The sequence below is a fragment of the Photorhabdus aegyptia genome (genome assembly GCF_000612035.1).
Lineage (GTDB): Bacteria > Pseudomonadota > Gammaproteobacteria > Enterobacterales > Enterobacteriaceae > Photorhabdus > Photorhabdus akhurstii.
The window spans coordinates 20,814-35,179 of the sequence record NZ_JFGV01000031.1 but is presented as its reverse complement, the minus strand read 5'-3'; the positions used below and the strand labels follow the sequence as shown (position 1 = coordinate 35,179).

Sequence of the window (14,366 nt, the reverse complement as noted above, 5' to 3'; positions counted from 1 at the left end):
TGCTGAGTGGAGCAACCTTGTATCGTAATGGGTATCGGCTAATAAGATGTAGGTAAAATTCGACAAACTCAACGCGAATGTTGAGTTTATGAACAATAAAATTTAATGCTTTTTAGGAAATTGAGAATGATTTCAGCAAACGGATTCAGAAGCCAGATAATATGCGCTATGATTAGCCCCTTTTCATAATTCTTTGTATTTATATGGAAGATCATCGTCCCCGGTGGGGCGGCTGGATTTCAAATCCAGATGGGGCCGCCAGCGGTCTCTGGCAGGTTCGACTCCTGTGATCTTCCGCCAATTGAGTTCTTTTGAACACCATCAAACTCAACAAATTGTTGTAACATTAATTGGGTAACGTGTGCATCGTTCAACGGATCGCCATTTGCATCTTCCTCTCATTGCCTTAAACTTTTCCTATCTTTGGTACAAGGAAAATCACATGTCGCACTACTGGTGGAAGGATCTTCTCGACCGGAACAACACTTGGCAGGGGCTGGAACTGCATAATCAGGCGGATCCTGCTGCGGTTGCAGCGATGGAAATGTGTAGCGGCCATAATGGCCGCATGACACTGTATATTCGCGAGACGCCGCTATTCTGGGCCTCGATGTTAAAAGATTATTCCGGCGTTTGGCTGGTGTTTAACACAGATCATCTGGACCAGCGCGCACTGTTGCCGCCCATGACTTCGCAGGAGGTGGGGTCGATTCAACGTGCTGGGCCGCAAGCATGGACCGGTGAATGGTGCCGCTATTTTGCCCGTCATCTGCTGGAGTCCTCCGTTACGCTTTTGCCCGCCCGCCGCTGGTTGTTGCGGCCCATGTCACCCGTCGCGCCCACTGCGCCTTATACCCTTGAACGACAGATACCGGTTGAGTGCTGGTGTTTTCACGCGCCTGCCAGCGCCGGGAATATCGGTTGCGATTGGGCACTATACGGCGAAGATTTCCCCGATCTGATAACCCCTAAGCGCATCTCGCTGGTGGATTGGTGGTGGGGCGGCAATCTGTTACTCGGGCGATATCCTCTCCAGCCGGAGGCGGGGCGTCTGAAATGGTGGCGTAAAAAATGCCGAGAAGGCACGTTGCCGCCCATTCTGCTCTGGTACATCGCCGGGCTAGCATCGTTTATCATCCTCGATGGCCACTACCGTTTGCAGGCGGCAATCGAAGAAGGGATCCCACCGCAGTTCCTAGTGCTCAGCGAACTCAGTGAACGGACGTGCGTGCCGGATCCAGAGTATCAGGTACGGGTGCTGCGGGCATTAGAAGTGCAGCAACGCAATAACCTCGGCTGCAATATCGATGGCATTAACCAGACACTAATCAATCTATATGACACGCGCTATCTTTATGCATCTACCCATAGCCGTGCCGTGCTGGGTGATGGCGAATCTTGGGAGAGGGAAGTGAAGGACTACCTACATAGACATCATGCCAATGACTTTCTGGAGAAGATCTTACATCGTATCGCGTAATTCAGGGTAGGGAGACAACATTTATGCGTCTATGCGTCATGTTTTCAATGAGTACCGGGACACTATCCTCGCATTTGTCGGCATCATTATCGTCAGCATTTCACTCGGTTTTGCTCTTTGGCAGGAGAGGGTAGAGATCAAACATCATCATGTTTCCGTTGAACCGCGAATAAATGCTTATTTCTCCAATGATGGTCGGAAAAATATGTCGGGGCATAATTGAGGACTCACGTCAAAATTGCATAGAGAAATAACCAATAAATTCAAAGGGATTGTTGCTCACATACGACTCTGTGATTCAATAAGTGGTAAATCCAACTGAATGGTCTACGTTTAAGTAAGAAATGTTTCATCTGATTTTTTAGTAAAAACGTCCCCAATGAAGGAGGTTAATATGGGTGTACCTTACGTCCGACTCGATAAAAATAATGTAGCCGTTCTGCTGGTTGACCACCAGACCGGATTGATTTCTCTGGTACGTGATATTGAGCCTGACAAATTTAAGAATAACATTCTGGCATTAAGCGATCTTGCTAAGTACTTCCACCTTCCTACAATTCTTACCACTAGTTTCGAAACCGGACCAAATGGGCCACTGATCCCTGAGTTAAGGGAGCAGTTCCCTGATGCGCCTTACATTGCCAGACCTGGTAACATTAATGCTTGGGACAATGATGACTTTGTTAAGGCTGTTAAAGCAACAGGTAAAAAGCAGCTTCTTATTGCAGGTGTTGTCACCGAAGTGTGCGTAGCATTTCCGGCATTGTCAGCGATTGAAGAAGGGTTTGATGTTTTTGTTGTAACCGATGCATCAGGTACATTTAATGAAATGACACGAAACGCAGCATGGGATCGTATGTCACAAGCAGGGGTTCAGTTGATGACCTGGTTTGCAGTTGCGTGTGAGCTGCATCGTGACTGGCGAAATGATATCGAAGGACTGGCAAATCTATTCTCCAGTCATATTCCAGATTATCGTAACCTGATGACCAGTTTTAATCTTCTGACAAAGGAGTAACAACGATGTCATGCAACAGGAAGGGCTGAGTCATGATTACATTAATGGATAATTATGTTACAGGAACCCTATCCGATTACAGTGATAATCCTGCCTTGCAGACTTTCCGGGGATATTATTGATTCTAATAACTGACAGTATATAGTTAAAGGATCTCTATACAGAGGTCCTTTTTTGTTTTCATGAGAGGGGGAATATAAAGATGTAATATCCTTACAATTTCATCTTATTAGGTAATTAAATTATTCATAGGATTATATACTGTGAAATATTATTGTGTTTTCATTGAAATGGATAGCGTAAATGAAACAATTAGGAAAAAGTGAAAAGTAATCTATTGAGCGGCCAAGTTATAAATTCCGTGCTATTAGTCAAGATTTTGTCCATACTACATAGACTATTTTACATGAATATGGGTTTAATGGTGATTATATGATTGGTAGAGTAAAGGAATATGTATGTCTTATTTTTTTGATACAGCAGTTAATATTGAGGGAAATAAGAAATTAAGAACGCCTCAGATTGAGGCATACATCAAGATTAGAGAATATTTTAATAAATCAGATAATAAAAAGGCATTAGCGGGAATACTTGAAGAAGTTAAGAGGATGATACGATGATCGACTCATTAAAAGTAAACGAGATTATAGAAAGAATGGTAGCCTTTTGCTTAGTGAAAGGTGTTCAGCCTGATGAGCTCATAACTGCTATTTTTGAGAGTGAATACGATAGCATTGAAACCATTAAGAAATCTAATGATATTTATATGATTATCACCTATAAAGAAAATGTAGATAACGAGATGAATATTATTAGAATGAAATATATATATAAAGAAAATAAACAGTTACAGAGAATAGAACAAAAGATAAATTCGGGAGCTTATAAAGTCCAATGGGATAGAACGGAGAAGCTAGAATCTATTATTAATGAGCTTTTAGAAGCTATCGGGGCAGACAAAAAAATATTATCAGATATTAAAGACAAAATTCCGGCAGAGTTTCAAAGTATTGTTTATCCTAAGTTAAAACTTGTTTGCTAAGTGTGCACTGATTAAGGAGGGAACACCTCCTTTTTTATCGATAGAATTTTCAGTAGTATATTTAAGAGTATTAGAAATTCTTTCTTTTAATAAATCATCTAAAGAAGAAATGAGAATAGACTCATAACAATTTGATTTATTGGAAACTTTGTCGGTCTTATCATAGAGTTTATATTCACGAAAAAAGTTGTTTTCAAGGTTAATCGTTCTATAACAACAATACACCATACCAGCTAAAGAAATGAAAACTAACAACAACATCAATACCCTGCACTTGATTCTTGTCGCCATAAATGTGCAGCTAATAGGGCTTTCCAGGGAGCGAAGTCTGCCAACCATTTTTCTGCCTGTTCTGCGGAAACTTTTTCATTTTGATTGAATAATCTTTGGATATTACGTCTTACTGCGACGTCGCCATGCAGTGAGCCATTTAAATAGTTAAATCCCCGTAACAGGGAATAATTAATTGTCCACATACCAATGCCTTTTATAGTGAGTAGATTATTTGTTAATTGCTGAATATCTTGCTCATCATTAGAGATGGCTAATGTTAATTCACCAGATTCAATTAATTGGCTTAAGCGGAGTAATGCTTTGGCTTTGCTGACAGAAAATCCGCATTGGCGTAATTCATCTTCTGAATGGTTGATGATTTGTCTGGCGGTTGGAAAGCACCATAGCCCGGAGGAATGCTGAACTCCTATTGCCTGAATAAATCTCCTGCGAATAGAGATGGCTGCGCTAACACTGATCTGTTGGCCTATAACCGCCCAACTTAATGCTTCAAACGGTGTGGCCGATTGATAAATTCTTAGACCTGATTGTCTGGCAATAAGTGAACCAATAACCGGGTGTTCTTTATATAAACACTCAAATATATGAACTGGTTGTAGAAGCCCTAGCATATGCGATGCTAAAGCAGATAAGCGCTCATCAGGGCCTGTGGTGTCACCATCAACTTTAAGTTGTATATGTGCGGTTTTTGCATTAATCGCTATGGTTAATTCCGCCGGTTTGTCATCCCACATCATTCCTTTTTGAACTTTATTCTGTTCCACAATTTCAGCGATATTTTGTTTATCTCTTTGATGAAGGGCGAAAAAATCGTGGGTATGATAATTATCGGGTAATGCGATTTTGCTGGATAAGGTGGTTTGCATTTCTTTTCTCCAAATGTATGGGTATTTTAGTGATTATAGTTAGCATGCTGGATAAAAAACTCTGAAGCTTGTTCGCAAATTTTAAAAATTTTTCTGACAGGAACAATATCGTAAATTTGTGGTCTTTGTATATGTCAATTAAAGGAGAGACTAATGAAAACATATCGTTTTAATCTACGACAGAAAATTATGACATCTGTTTTGCTTTTTTCATGTTGTATAAGTTTCGCTTACTCAAATACAAATGTACATAAACAGTTTTTGCGTCATGATGGTAGTGAAATAACTTACTATCTTAAACAAAGAGGTGGTAAAAATCTATTAGTGCTGATACAGGGCTCTGATTGTAATAGTATCGCTAATAATAAGTTTGTGAATGATACGTTCAGTGATATTTATCCTGATAGTGATGTTCTGACTGTGGAAAAATATGGCATTAATTCATCACTCCCTTGGTCTGATGCTGTTGAACGTTCAGATTGTCCTAAGGCTTATATGAGCTCGGATACACCAGAACAAAGGGTTAGGGATTATATTCAGATCATTGATTATCTGAAACATCAGAATAAATATAAGAAGATCGTTATTTTGGGTGGAAGTGAGGGGGCAATTGTTGCTAATTTAATTACATCACAAGTCAATTATATTGATAGAACCGTGTCACTGAATGGTGGTGGGCGGTATTTCGCTGATGATGTTATTCATAGTATAAGGAGTGAGGTGTCACCAGAATATCTCAATGAGGCAATTAAAGGGTTTAGGGATTTTCAGCAAGAAATAGCTACCGGGAAGAATATGAGTCATATAGAAATGAGTAATCACGGTGCTAATTGGTGGAGGGTTTCTCTTGGTATTGATCAATATAAAGTGTTAAATCAGACTAAGAGTCCTATCTTGATTATTCAAACGCTAAATGATAATTCAGTCAGCTCTGGTTCAGCGATAAAAATGAAAGAACAATTAAAGAAAGATAATATTACCTTTTATCAATACCCAGGTTTAAATCATGGATTCAGGAATAGTGAAGGTGTTTTGCAGATTACTCCTATTGTTGAAGATATAAAGAATTGGTTATCTAGGGATTATGGAGAAAAGTCTGTTATCTAAAATGGTATTAATTCGTTGGTTTTTATATATTGGGAGGTGATATTAAATTTGGAAATAAAACGTGGTATAGTAAAAATTGACACCACGTTTTTTTAGGATTATTTTCGCATAGTAACTGTTGTTAATTTTATATCTCATTTGGCAATAAAGATATATATAAATAAAAAGTTGGTGATTAATGGTTTATAATAAATTTAATAATAATATAATTTCCTGAGATTTATTTTATATTCTTGTTATTATAATGGAAAGATGGGGTGAAATTATAATATTTCCTATAAATCATCACTTGATTAATATACCGCTTGTTATTTCAAAAAAATATAGTGCTAAAACGTTATGAATTATTCTTCGTTTCTTAGGTGATTTTCTCGGTTTTACCTTTTGTAGTATAGAAGGGAAGTAGCTGTTTATTTTCCATTATCATTTGTCTCTGTCATTATATTCGATTGAAAAAATTACTAAAATATCCGGTTCATTACAGGATGTAATATCTTTTTTATTTTTTGTTGGGTAATAAAATATTGATTTTAAATTAATTAAATTTATTTTTTTATTTTATTGACAATACATTAATCGCATCTATAGTTATATATATTAGATAAAGCGTCAATATGGCATAAAAAATGCTGTATATGTTATCTAAGTGCTGGATAAATTCCTGATAAACACCTTGTTTTCTAGTGAAAATGGTTACCGTTTTGTATGGGCAAGATGAATGGCTTATTGTATGTATTCTTGAATGATATAAGTTATTTATCAATTGGTTAGATTAAATTTTGGAGTTTATGTCATGATAATTAAGAAAGATATTTTGTTAAATGAAGAGCTGATTGTCGATGATGAGCTTAAAGTGGGTAAAGTTGAGAAGGTCAATATTGATATTCTGTCACCCAGTTCAGTTATTGTTAGTCTGAATATTTTAGGCGTAGTTGATGATTTTCATCTATTACTAGTTGACGGTGATAAAGATAAAGACAAGATTGTGCTGCTCTATCTTTCTCTTTTACGTGTTCTTCATGAAAAATTAGAAGTGAAAGTAAAAGTCGCAAAAAGTAATCTTACTAAGCTAAAATATATAGTAGGTGTTGAAATTTAAGAATTATTTGTTAAATTTCTAAATGAGTGTTTGAAAAAATATTCTGTAGAATAACCTGATTTAGTTTGAGTGATATAATCAGTTGCCAAATACAGCATGATTGCTAATTGAAATTAAATGTAGTGTTTCTTTATAGCATGGGACTGGTTTTATTAAAAACATAAATGTGTTTTCTACCAAATGCACCTAAAATTAGGAAGAACGTAAATATTTACGTTCTTCCTGTTACTATTTAAATAAATTATTTTGAAATTAAAGAGTCTATATCTTATAAATAAATGTGGTTTATTTTAGGTAATGTTTTAACGGTAATAATTATATAGCAAACAATCACATTAACTCTATTTTACAATCCTTAAATTTAATTCCTTTACAAATTTAAATGTCCATATATTATTGCTCGCAGACAAATTTATATTCTTATTTTAGAGTTATAAAATTACAGTGAAACTATAAAGTTGTTTTTTATATTATTACCTTGGTTGAACGTTTTATAACGGAAAAATAAATTTTTTAACAGTTTTTTACTGTTTTAAATAGCCAATATTATGATTTGTTGTTGGATTTTTTAAGCGAGAAGATATGTAAATTCACAATATTATGTATGATGATATATTGAAATTGAATTTTTTCTAAGAGGTTTATATTGATGGAAATAGGGTCGCGATTAATACAATTGTTATAGTTTTAAAGCGACATAATATTAAAATATCAGGAGACGACATGCTTGATTCAAATGTAACAGATTGTAATAGTAAGAATACTTCCCCAGTTTGTTCTTTTAATGAATGGGACCCACTTGAGGAGGTTATTGTCGGTGTAGTTGATGGCGCCAGATTTCCCGGCTGGCATATGGCGATAGAGCCGATATTGCCACCGAATCAAATTACTAATTTTTATCGGTATGCAGGTCGGGCATTTCCGCAAGAACAAATTGATGCAGCATCTAGAGAGTTAGAAGAATTTGTCCATATTCTTGAAGGTGAAGGTGTGACAGTACGTCGTCCAGATCCGCAAGACCAATCTCAGGTATTTGGTGCGCCAGGCTGGAGTAGTACAGGGTTTTATTGTGCAATGCCTCGCGATGTGCTGTTAGTTATTGGAAATGATATTATTGAATGCCCGCTAGCATGGCGTTCCCGTTATTTTGAGACGGCGGCATATAAGACTTTACTTAAAGATTACTTTAAGAAAGGTGCAAAATGGAGCGCCGGGCCAAAACCACAGCTGATCGAGGAACAATATAATTTCGAATGGCATCAGCCTAATAGCGAGGAGCGTGTTCCCCTTGCGATAACTGAATTTGAACCGACTTTTGATGCTGCGGATTTTATCCGATGTGGGCGAGACATCATTGCTCAAAAGAGCCATGTCACAAATGAATTTGGTATTGAATGGCTTCGTCGTCATATAGGTGATGAGTATCGTATTCATGTTTTTGAATTTAACGATGATAGCCCTATGCATATTGATGCTACCTTTGTTCCTATGGCGCCAGGAAAACTGTTGATTAACCCCAAAAAGGTGTTAAAAATTCCTGAACTGTTTAGGAACTGGGACGTATTACATGCGCCTGATCCAGTTATTCCTGATGATCACCCTCTATATACCACCAGTAAATGGATCAACATGAATATTCTGATGTTGGATGAGCAGCGAGTGATTGTTGAAAAACAGGATGAGCCAATGATTGCTGCCATGAAACGTTGGGGCTTTACGCCTATTCCATGTAATTTCAGGAATTTTAATACCTTCGGTGGTTCTTTCCATTGTGCAACCGTGGATGTAAGACGGCGCGGAACTTTACAATCTTATCTTGACTAGGAGTAAAGATGGCTATCTGGAGATATTCCCTTTGGGATGCAGGAATGTTTGCATTAAGTATCTTGCATACGGTAGCCACTATTACGCTAGTTGTGTATTGGAATGGTTTCACTATTATGGGGTGGTTGACTAATGTTATTCTCCTTACATTGATGATAACTTACAACATAATAGTGATCTCGCATTTTTTTACCCATACTCCCTGGTTTGTTTCTAATGCTATGAATATGTTTGTGTCTATATTGAATTCAATGAATATTGGGCAATCTATACAGTCTTATCATTTATCCCATGTTCGTAATCACCACAAATATAATAACGACCGGGGAGTCGGCGAAAGTGGACCTCAGGATACTTCTTCAACCTTTATCAATGGAAAAGAAATAGGGGAACATAATACTCTTTGGAGTTATTCTACCATTGGTGGAATATTTACTCTTTATAACAGTTTAATTCGTATGTTATGGGCTATATTTATATGGCATAAACCGCTTAGTAAAGCTGATAAAGGATATGAAAAACTTCTTTCAAGAGTAAAAGTTAGGAGAATGAAAGAGTTGTGGCAATTGAGACTGGATAGACTATTTCAAGCGATGTGGGTTATTATCTTATTCACTTGCTCTTGGGAATGGACCTTATTTTGCTATCTACCTTCTCTATATTTTGCCTTTGTTCTGGTTAATATACAAAATTATTATGAACATTATGGTGCATTGCCGGAAAATAAATTTTCAAATTCAGTGAGTTACTATGGTCGTGTCTATAATTTTTTGATGTTTAATGATGGCTATCACCAAGAACATCATATCTCAGGAAACACGCATTGGAGGCTATTACCTGATTTACGTAGGAAATATTCGACTCAGCTTTCTGCACAGAAGAGAGTTATTAGTCCGGTACCTGCAATATTGGGTTTTTTACATAGACGTAGATCTTTACTTCATAGATCTATAAACCCTATGGATTTTAAGATGGATCGCGACGGCAAGGGAGTGAATCCCCGGGAGCATAGGTAACTATGTGACCGGGGTGAGTGAGTGCAGCCAACAAAGAGGCAACTTGAAAGAGGACGGGTATAAACCAAAAATAATGGGTGAATCGACTATAATGCAAAAAAAATTCGAGATTAGAGGAGCAACGCTGGCAGAATCGGAGTTTATGATATATGAAACATCAAACAATATATCTATACACGCACTTTCTGCCCTTTTGGATGGTCGCCTTGCGGCTTGTCGGGTTCGTAATTTTCTTCCGTCAGAACAAAGCAGGAAAATAATTGAGAACTTTTGGCGTTCCTCGGCACGGACTCCTCGTTACGGAGAAGGTATTGAAGGTGTTGAGGGATATTTCATTGGAGCATCGCATATTGAAAAAGATACCCGCCAATATATTGAAGAAGCGGAACATTTCCGTTCTTCAATTAATGAGGTGTTTCAAGATACGATCAATCCAATTGATCGTTTCATTGATCAAGTAATTCATTTTAGTAGTAATGCCTTACGGGTAATACGTCCTGCAATGTATCATGGTGTTGCGGCGGGTAATGTAAAAATTGTGTATTGGAATAATTTTGGCGAATTCCTTTTATTACCTCATGATGATCTTGCACAGTTAAGTGATCCGAGCCAGAGTGATTTTGAGATCCAACAGATTAATCGTGTTATGGCGGTAAATTTTTACGCTGACGTTCCTCAAAATGGCGGACAATTAAAAGTATGGAATATTCAACCTGATGATCAATCGCGTAGTGCCCTTGGTTTAGCTTACAGTGGTTTTCCATATCCGTCGGAGTTATTGGAAGATCATGCAAGTATGGTGATTAATATTGAGGCGGGAGATTTGGTATTACTGAATGGGAACTTGGTCCATGCGGTACTGAATAGTAATACTATCTCTGCACCAGAAAGGCGTTTACTGGTGACCTGTTTTATGGGATTACAGCAAAATGGTGATCTTATTTGGTGGACCTAACGTAACGTGATCATAGAGATTGAAAACTGCTCACAGATATTTATCCATAATCGTGTAATATGATTGCCTCTGGGAGAGGGTTGATATTTAATCGGTGTCAGATTTGGCTAGCTGCGTTGACTTGTGTACATTAAATGTAAGACAGGGTGTGGATTCTCTATGATTTCTAAAGCTCAATGGATCTCTTATAGCTCGACTTTGATTTTTGTTTTATTGTGGAGCAGTGGTGCGATTTTTTCTCGGTGGGGACTCGATCATAGTACCGCGTTTGCCATTCTCACGATGCGTTTTGCTATTGCGCTTATTTTTTTGATATTTCTGGGATTATTATTCAGGCATAAGGGCTATTATTTACCTGAGCATGGTACTCGCAAACAGATAGCGGGCACCGGTATTTTGTTAATTGGCGGTTATTCTATTTGTTACTTTTTTGCTTTGGATAATGGGATCACGCCTGGCGTTTTGGCTACAGTTATGGGAATTCAACCGATTATCACATTGTTGGTGATCGAACGTCGTTTCTCGGTTGTACGTTTAGCGGGTTTATTATTAGCATTACTGGGCTTGGTATTAGTGGTGTATCAAAGCTTGGTGCTGTCTCGGTTTTCTATTGCTGGTATTACTTTTGCCTTAGCAGCATTGGCTTGTATGAGTATTGGTGCGATTTTACAGAAACGAATTCATCAAGCTCCCTCTGCGGTTTTACCCCTGCAATATAGTGTTAGCCTACTACTTTGTTTATTGTTTGTTCCTTTCCAACCTTTTGAGTTTCAACTGGTGCCTGGCTTTATTATTTCATTGCTATGGTTAGGGTTAATTATCTCTGTTGTGGCTCAGTTATTACTTTACCGACTCATTCGAGCAGGTAATTTGGTGAATGTAACCAGTCTTTTTTATCTCGTCCCTGGTGTAACCGCTGTAATGGATTATTTGTTTCTGGGAAATTCGTTACCTGCTCTAAGTTTGTTGGGAATGGTAGCCATTTTATCAGGACTTGTATTAGTCTTTCGTACAAAGAGAGTCTCCCTTGCCACTGAATAAATCTGGGTTACCGGGCTTACAATTAGTCCGGTAATTGCTTTTTTATGAATGTTGAAATCAGTACTAGCACGAATTCACCTATTCCGATGAGTGACCGCAGTCACTTTCTGTTTCTCTTTGATATTAAATGATAATCATTATTGCTTGGATGTTGGTTATTTCCGTCTTACAGTACTGCCCATATATATTGCTATTAGATTGCATATATATGTCTTGTTTTATAAATTTATATAAGGAAATTAATGATGGGATCAATGATATCTACAGATAATGTTCAATTGTTTATCAAAAAAATAGATGAACTGGTTAATATTGAAAATGAAAAAAAAGGTGGGGCTCTCGCAGTCGCTATTATTCACGATGATAAGATAATTTATCAGCGTCATATCGGGCAAGCTAGCATTGAACATGCTGTTGCTATACAGCCTAATACTAAGTTCTATTTAGCGAGTGCTTCAAAGCAATTCACAGCTTTTTGTATAGCTTTGCTGGAGAAAGAAGGAAAGCTCAACGTCAAGGATAAAGTCAGACAATATTTGGATTATTTACCCGCGCATTTCTCTGATATTACCATTGAGCATCTTATTCATCACAGCAGCGGATTACGGGATGTATTTTTACTTTATAGTCTGGCAGGTAAAAACTCAAGTTTTGACTACTGCCATGCAGATTTAGTGAAAAAACTGATCCAACGACAACAAACACTTAACGCCCCCATTGGGGAATATAATATTTATAGCAACACGGGCTATTATTTATTGGGGGAAATCGTCAGCGTAGTTTCAGGAAAGTCGTTAAAAGAATATGCAGAAGAAAATGTTTTCGCTCCATTAGAGATGAAAGATACTATTATCTGTGATGATATAACCGAGATTATCTCTAATCGGGCGATGGGTTACACTTATAATGAAAATTCGCAACAGTGGATAAGAAGTGATATTAACAATTCTGTGATGGGTAGTGCAGCGGTTCACTCCACAGTGAATGATTTATGTCGTTGGGCTAAAGCGTTTTATTCGCCATCTATTGTTCAGGAGCTACTGCCTCAATTATCCCGTACACCAGATTTAACTAATGGCAATCGTAACAATTATGGTTACGGTTTGATTATCGACCAACGTGCAGGGCAAACGATAATACAACATAGTGGTACCTATGCTGGTTTCAGAGCTAGTATTTGTATTTTACCAAACGCTAAATTAGGTATCGCGATGACTGATGCACGCGATGTTGATGTTGGTAAATGGACGGATCAGTATATTGATATATTGCTTAATACTGATGTTGAGCCAGAAAAACCACATTGCCTAACCAGTGATATTGATATCACCGGTATTTTCCGAGGGTTAGAGCCTTATCCTTATATTATTACCAAAGAAGATGTTTATTTATTAGGTAATTTATTTACAAAAGGTAACCCGATTATTTTTAACTCTGACGGTACATTTCAAGAACAAGGAAGTAGAATCCAGTTCAGGCCCGTCGTTGAAAATGACAGTGTTATCGCACTGGAACATATTGATGAAGTTGGTAACATTTTTTATTTGAAGAAGATGAACAATGAAAGTAGCGTCGATATTAAACTATTGTCAGGGCGCTATTATAGCCATGAAACAGAGGCGATAATTAATATTATATCGTCTGGTGATGACATTTATATTGATGGGATTATCCATCCTGTAAAAAAAGAGGCTTTGCGACATATTTATGGGAATAGTTATTTCTCACCCAGTGCTGAGTTTGTTGTTGATTTTAAATTTGATCCTGATACCAATAAACCTCGTCTCTATGTCGGTAATGCGCGTTGCTTGAATGTAGAATTCGTTGCAGTTTAATTGTCAGATTAGTAAATATAAATTTAGAACAGCATTTCATTAGCAGGATAGAACTAATGTTATTGAGGGCCTAAAGATATTTTCTATTAGATGCACTTTGTTCCAGACAGAACTATTATATTTATGTTCTGTCTGTTTTTTATAAATAAGGTCTTATAATAGTGCTACACTCATTTTTTGTCTTCCTGGCTTTGGCTGTAATGAAAACGATGCCAAAAAGGCATTAACATAATTAAGCAACTGCCACATCAAATTGACAACAATGATTTCGCGTTATTGTCTCATGGAGCGATTGCCATAACCGTTCTATTTTATTTAGCCACGGTGAATAGACGGGTGAAAACAACAGGGTAATTTTGGGGTGTCGTGCCGGCCAGTCCTATTAGTCCGCGCCGATTTTCGGGTTTGAATCAATATCCACCTCATCTTCATAGAAAACGGGATGTTTTTCTGAAATATTCGCTTTGGCTTCCGTGATCTTTGCCATTTTCTCATCATATTCAGGATCGGGTTGTTTTATTGTTGTGCCGCTCTGCGCCAGACAATACCCATCTTAGCAAAGCAGAGAGAGGGGATATCCCAGACAGCAGGTCGGCTAGCCGGTAAACTTTTGAGCCCTTCGAGTCCATATAATGTAAACCACTCAACCCAACGATTGATGGAAGAACGTGCGGCATGAAGAGTTTTGGCGATATAAGTTACCGTCAATCCCTCATTGAGCATCAATAATGTCGTCAATCGACGGGAATAATTCTTATCACAGGTTTTATGGATAAGTTTTCTCATTTT

General features: G+C 37.5%; 14 protein-coding genes, 1 tRNA gene and 1 pseudogene. 13 read left to right on the top strand and 3 right to left on the bottom strand.

The window, feature by feature from the left end:
• Positions 1-205 precede the first annotated feature (205 nt).
• The 6 genes from BA1DRAFT_RS23105 (at position 206) to BA1DRAFT_RS11265 (ending at position 3,540) form a co-directional block, all read left to right on the top strand.
• A tRNA-Sec gene (locus tag BA1DRAFT_RS23105) sits at positions 206-300 on the top strand.
• Positions 301-442: 142 nt separating this feature from the next.
• On the top strand, positions 443-1,480 hold the full coding sequence (locus BA1DRAFT_RS11275; protein ID WP_036778997.1) for a hypothetical protein: 1,038 nt from the start codon (positions 443-445) through the stop codon (positions 1,478-1,480).
• A 31-nt stretch (positions 1,481-1,511) separates the two neighbouring features.
• Positions 1,512-1,703, top strand: coding sequence for a hypothetical protein (locus tag BA1DRAFT_RS21975; protein WP_072164792.1), 192 nt, complete (start codon positions 1,512-1,514; stop codon positions 1,701-1,703).
• 171 nt (positions 1,704-1,874) lie between these two features.
• Positions 1,875-2,498, top strand: coding sequence for an isochorismate family cysteine hydrolase YcaC (gene ycaC / locus BA1DRAFT_RS11270; protein WP_036778995.1), 624 nt, complete (start codon positions 1,875-1,877; stop codon positions 2,496-2,498).
• Between the two features lie 458 nt (positions 2,499-2,956).
• A complete protein-coding gene (locus tag BA1DRAFT_RS23100; RefSeq protein ID WP_235201046.1) occupies positions 2,957-3,118 on the top strand; it encodes a hypothetical protein in 162 nt (53 codons plus the stop codon).
• Positions 3,115-3,540, top strand: coding sequence for a hypothetical protein (locus BA1DRAFT_RS11265; RefSeq protein ID WP_036778992.1), 426 nt, complete (start codon positions 3,115-3,117; stop codon positions 3,538-3,540). The genes BA1DRAFT_RS23100 and BA1DRAFT_RS11265 overlap by 4 nt, the downstream gene beginning before the upstream one ends.
• Here the strand turns inward: BA1DRAFT_RS11265 and BA1DRAFT_RS11260 are convergent.
• Positions 3,523-3,801 (bottom strand): hypothetical protein, encoded by a 279-nt coding sequence (locus BA1DRAFT_RS11260; RefSeq protein ID WP_036778990.1) that lies wholly within the window; start codon positions 3,799-3,801, stop codon positions 3,523-3,525. The genes BA1DRAFT_RS11265 and BA1DRAFT_RS11260 overlap by 18 nt on opposite strands.
• A complete protein-coding gene (locus BA1DRAFT_RS11255) occupies positions 3,801-4,700 on the bottom strand; it encodes a DNA-3-methyladenine glycosylase family protein (RefSeq protein WP_036778988.1) in 900 nt (299 codons plus the stop codon). The genes BA1DRAFT_RS11260 and BA1DRAFT_RS11255 overlap by 1 nt, the downstream gene beginning before the upstream one ends.
• A gap of 153 nt (positions 4,701-4,853) precedes the next feature.
• Between BA1DRAFT_RS11255 and BA1DRAFT_RS11250 the strand changes: the two genes are divergently transcribed.
• The 7 genes from BA1DRAFT_RS11250 to BA1DRAFT_RS11220 all read left to right on the top strand — a co-directional run bounded on the left by BA1DRAFT_RS11250 (position 4,854) and on the right by BA1DRAFT_RS11220 (position 13,577).
• Positions 4,854-5,807: an alpha/beta hydrolase family protein gene (locus tag BA1DRAFT_RS11250; protein ID WP_036778986.1), complete on the top strand. Its 954-nt coding sequence runs from the start codon at positions 4,854-4,856 to the stop codon at positions 5,805-5,807.
• A 793-nt stretch (positions 5,808-6,600) separates the two neighbouring features.
• On the top strand, positions 6,601-6,906 hold the full coding sequence (locus BA1DRAFT_RS11245; RefSeq protein WP_036778983.1) for a hypothetical protein: 306 nt from the start codon (positions 6,601-6,603) through the stop codon (positions 6,904-6,906).
• Positions 6,907-7,629: 723 nt separating this feature from the next.
• Positions 7,630-8,730, top strand: a complete 1,101-nt coding sequence (locus tag BA1DRAFT_RS11240) for an amidinotransferase (RefSeq protein WP_036778981.1) — start codon at positions 7,630-7,632, stop codon at positions 8,728-8,730.
• A gap of 8 nt (positions 8,731-8,738) precedes the next feature.
• The gene (locus BA1DRAFT_RS11235) at positions 8,739-9,746 is read left to right on the top strand and encodes a fatty acid desaturase family protein (protein WP_036778978.1); all 1,008 of its coding nucleotides are present in this window, start codon (positions 8,739-8,741) and stop codon (positions 9,744-9,746) included.
• A 91-nt stretch (positions 9,747-9,837) separates the two neighbouring features.
• Positions 9,838-10,701, top strand: coding sequence for a 2OG-Fe(II)-dependent halogenase WelO5 family protein (locus tag BA1DRAFT_RS11230; protein WP_036779036.1), 864 nt, complete (start codon positions 9,838-9,840; stop codon positions 10,699-10,701).
• A gap of 159 nt (positions 10,702-10,860) precedes the next feature.
• The gene (locus tag BA1DRAFT_RS11225; RefSeq protein ID WP_036778977.1) at positions 10,861-11,742 is read left to right on the top strand and encodes a DMT family transporter; all 882 of its coding nucleotides are present in this window, start codon (positions 10,861-10,863) and stop codon (positions 11,740-11,742) included.
• A gap of 242 nt (positions 11,743-11,984) precedes the next feature.
• A complete protein-coding gene (locus tag BA1DRAFT_RS11220) occupies positions 11,985-13,577 on the top strand; it encodes a serine hydrolase domain-containing protein (protein ID WP_036778974.1) in 1,593 nt (530 codons plus the stop codon).
• A 153-nt stretch (positions 13,578-13,730) separates the two neighbouring features.
• Here the strand turns inward: BA1DRAFT_RS11220 and BA1DRAFT_RS21970 are convergent.
• Positions 13,731-14,363, bottom strand: a pseudogene (locus tag BA1DRAFT_RS21970) (transposase).
• Between the last annotated feature and the right edge of the window lie 3 nt (positions 14,364-14,366).

Coding starts and splice junctions, on each gene's coding strand:
- BA1DRAFT_RS11275 (WP_036778997.1), top strand. CDS start 443: ATGTCGCACTACTGGTGGAAGGATCTTCTCGACCGGAACAACACTTGG.
- BA1DRAFT_RS21975 (WP_072164792.1), top strand. CDS start 1,512: ATGCGTCATGTTTTCAATGAGTACCGGGACACTATCCTCGCATTTGTC.
- ycaC (WP_036778995.1), top strand. CDS start 1,875: ATGGGTGTACCTTACGTCCGACTCGATAAAAATAATGTAGCCGTTCTG.
- BA1DRAFT_RS23100 (WP_235201046.1), top strand. CDS start 2,957: ATGTCTTATTTTTTTGATACAGCAGTTAATATTGAGGGAAATAAGAAA.
- BA1DRAFT_RS11265 (WP_036778992.1), top strand. CDS start 3,115: ATGATCGACTCATTAAAAGTAAACGAGATTATAGAAAGAATGGTAGCC.
- BA1DRAFT_RS11260 (WP_036778990.1), bottom strand. CDS start 3,801: ATGTTGTTGTTAGTTTTCATTTCTTTAGCTGGTATGGTGTATTGTTGT.
- BA1DRAFT_RS11255 (WP_036778988.1), bottom strand. CDS start 4,700: ATGCAAACCACCTTATCCAGCAAAATCGCATTACCCGATAATTATCAT.
- BA1DRAFT_RS11250 (WP_036778986.1), top strand. CDS start 4,854: ATGAAAACATATCGTTTTAATCTACGACAGAAAATTATGACATCTGTT.
- BA1DRAFT_RS11245 (WP_036778983.1), top strand. CDS start 6,601: ATGATAATTAAGAAAGATATTTTGTTAAATGAAGAGCTGATTGTCGAT.
- BA1DRAFT_RS11240 (WP_036778981.1), top strand. CDS start 7,630: ATGCTTGATTCAAATGTAACAGATTGTAATAGTAAGAATACTTCCCCA.
- BA1DRAFT_RS11235 (WP_036778978.1), top strand. CDS start 8,739: ATGGCTATCTGGAGATATTCCCTTTGGGATGCAGGAATGTTTGCATTA.
- BA1DRAFT_RS11230 (WP_036779036.1), top strand. CDS start 9,838: ATGCAAAAAAAATTCGAGATTAGAGGAGCAACGCTGGCAGAATCGGAG.
- BA1DRAFT_RS11225 (WP_036778977.1), top strand. CDS start 10,861: ATGATTTCTAAAGCTCAATGGATCTCTTATAGCTCGACTTTGATTTTT.
- BA1DRAFT_RS11220 (WP_036778974.1), top strand. CDS start 11,985: ATGATGGGATCAATGATATCTACAGATAATGTTCAATTGTTTATCAAA.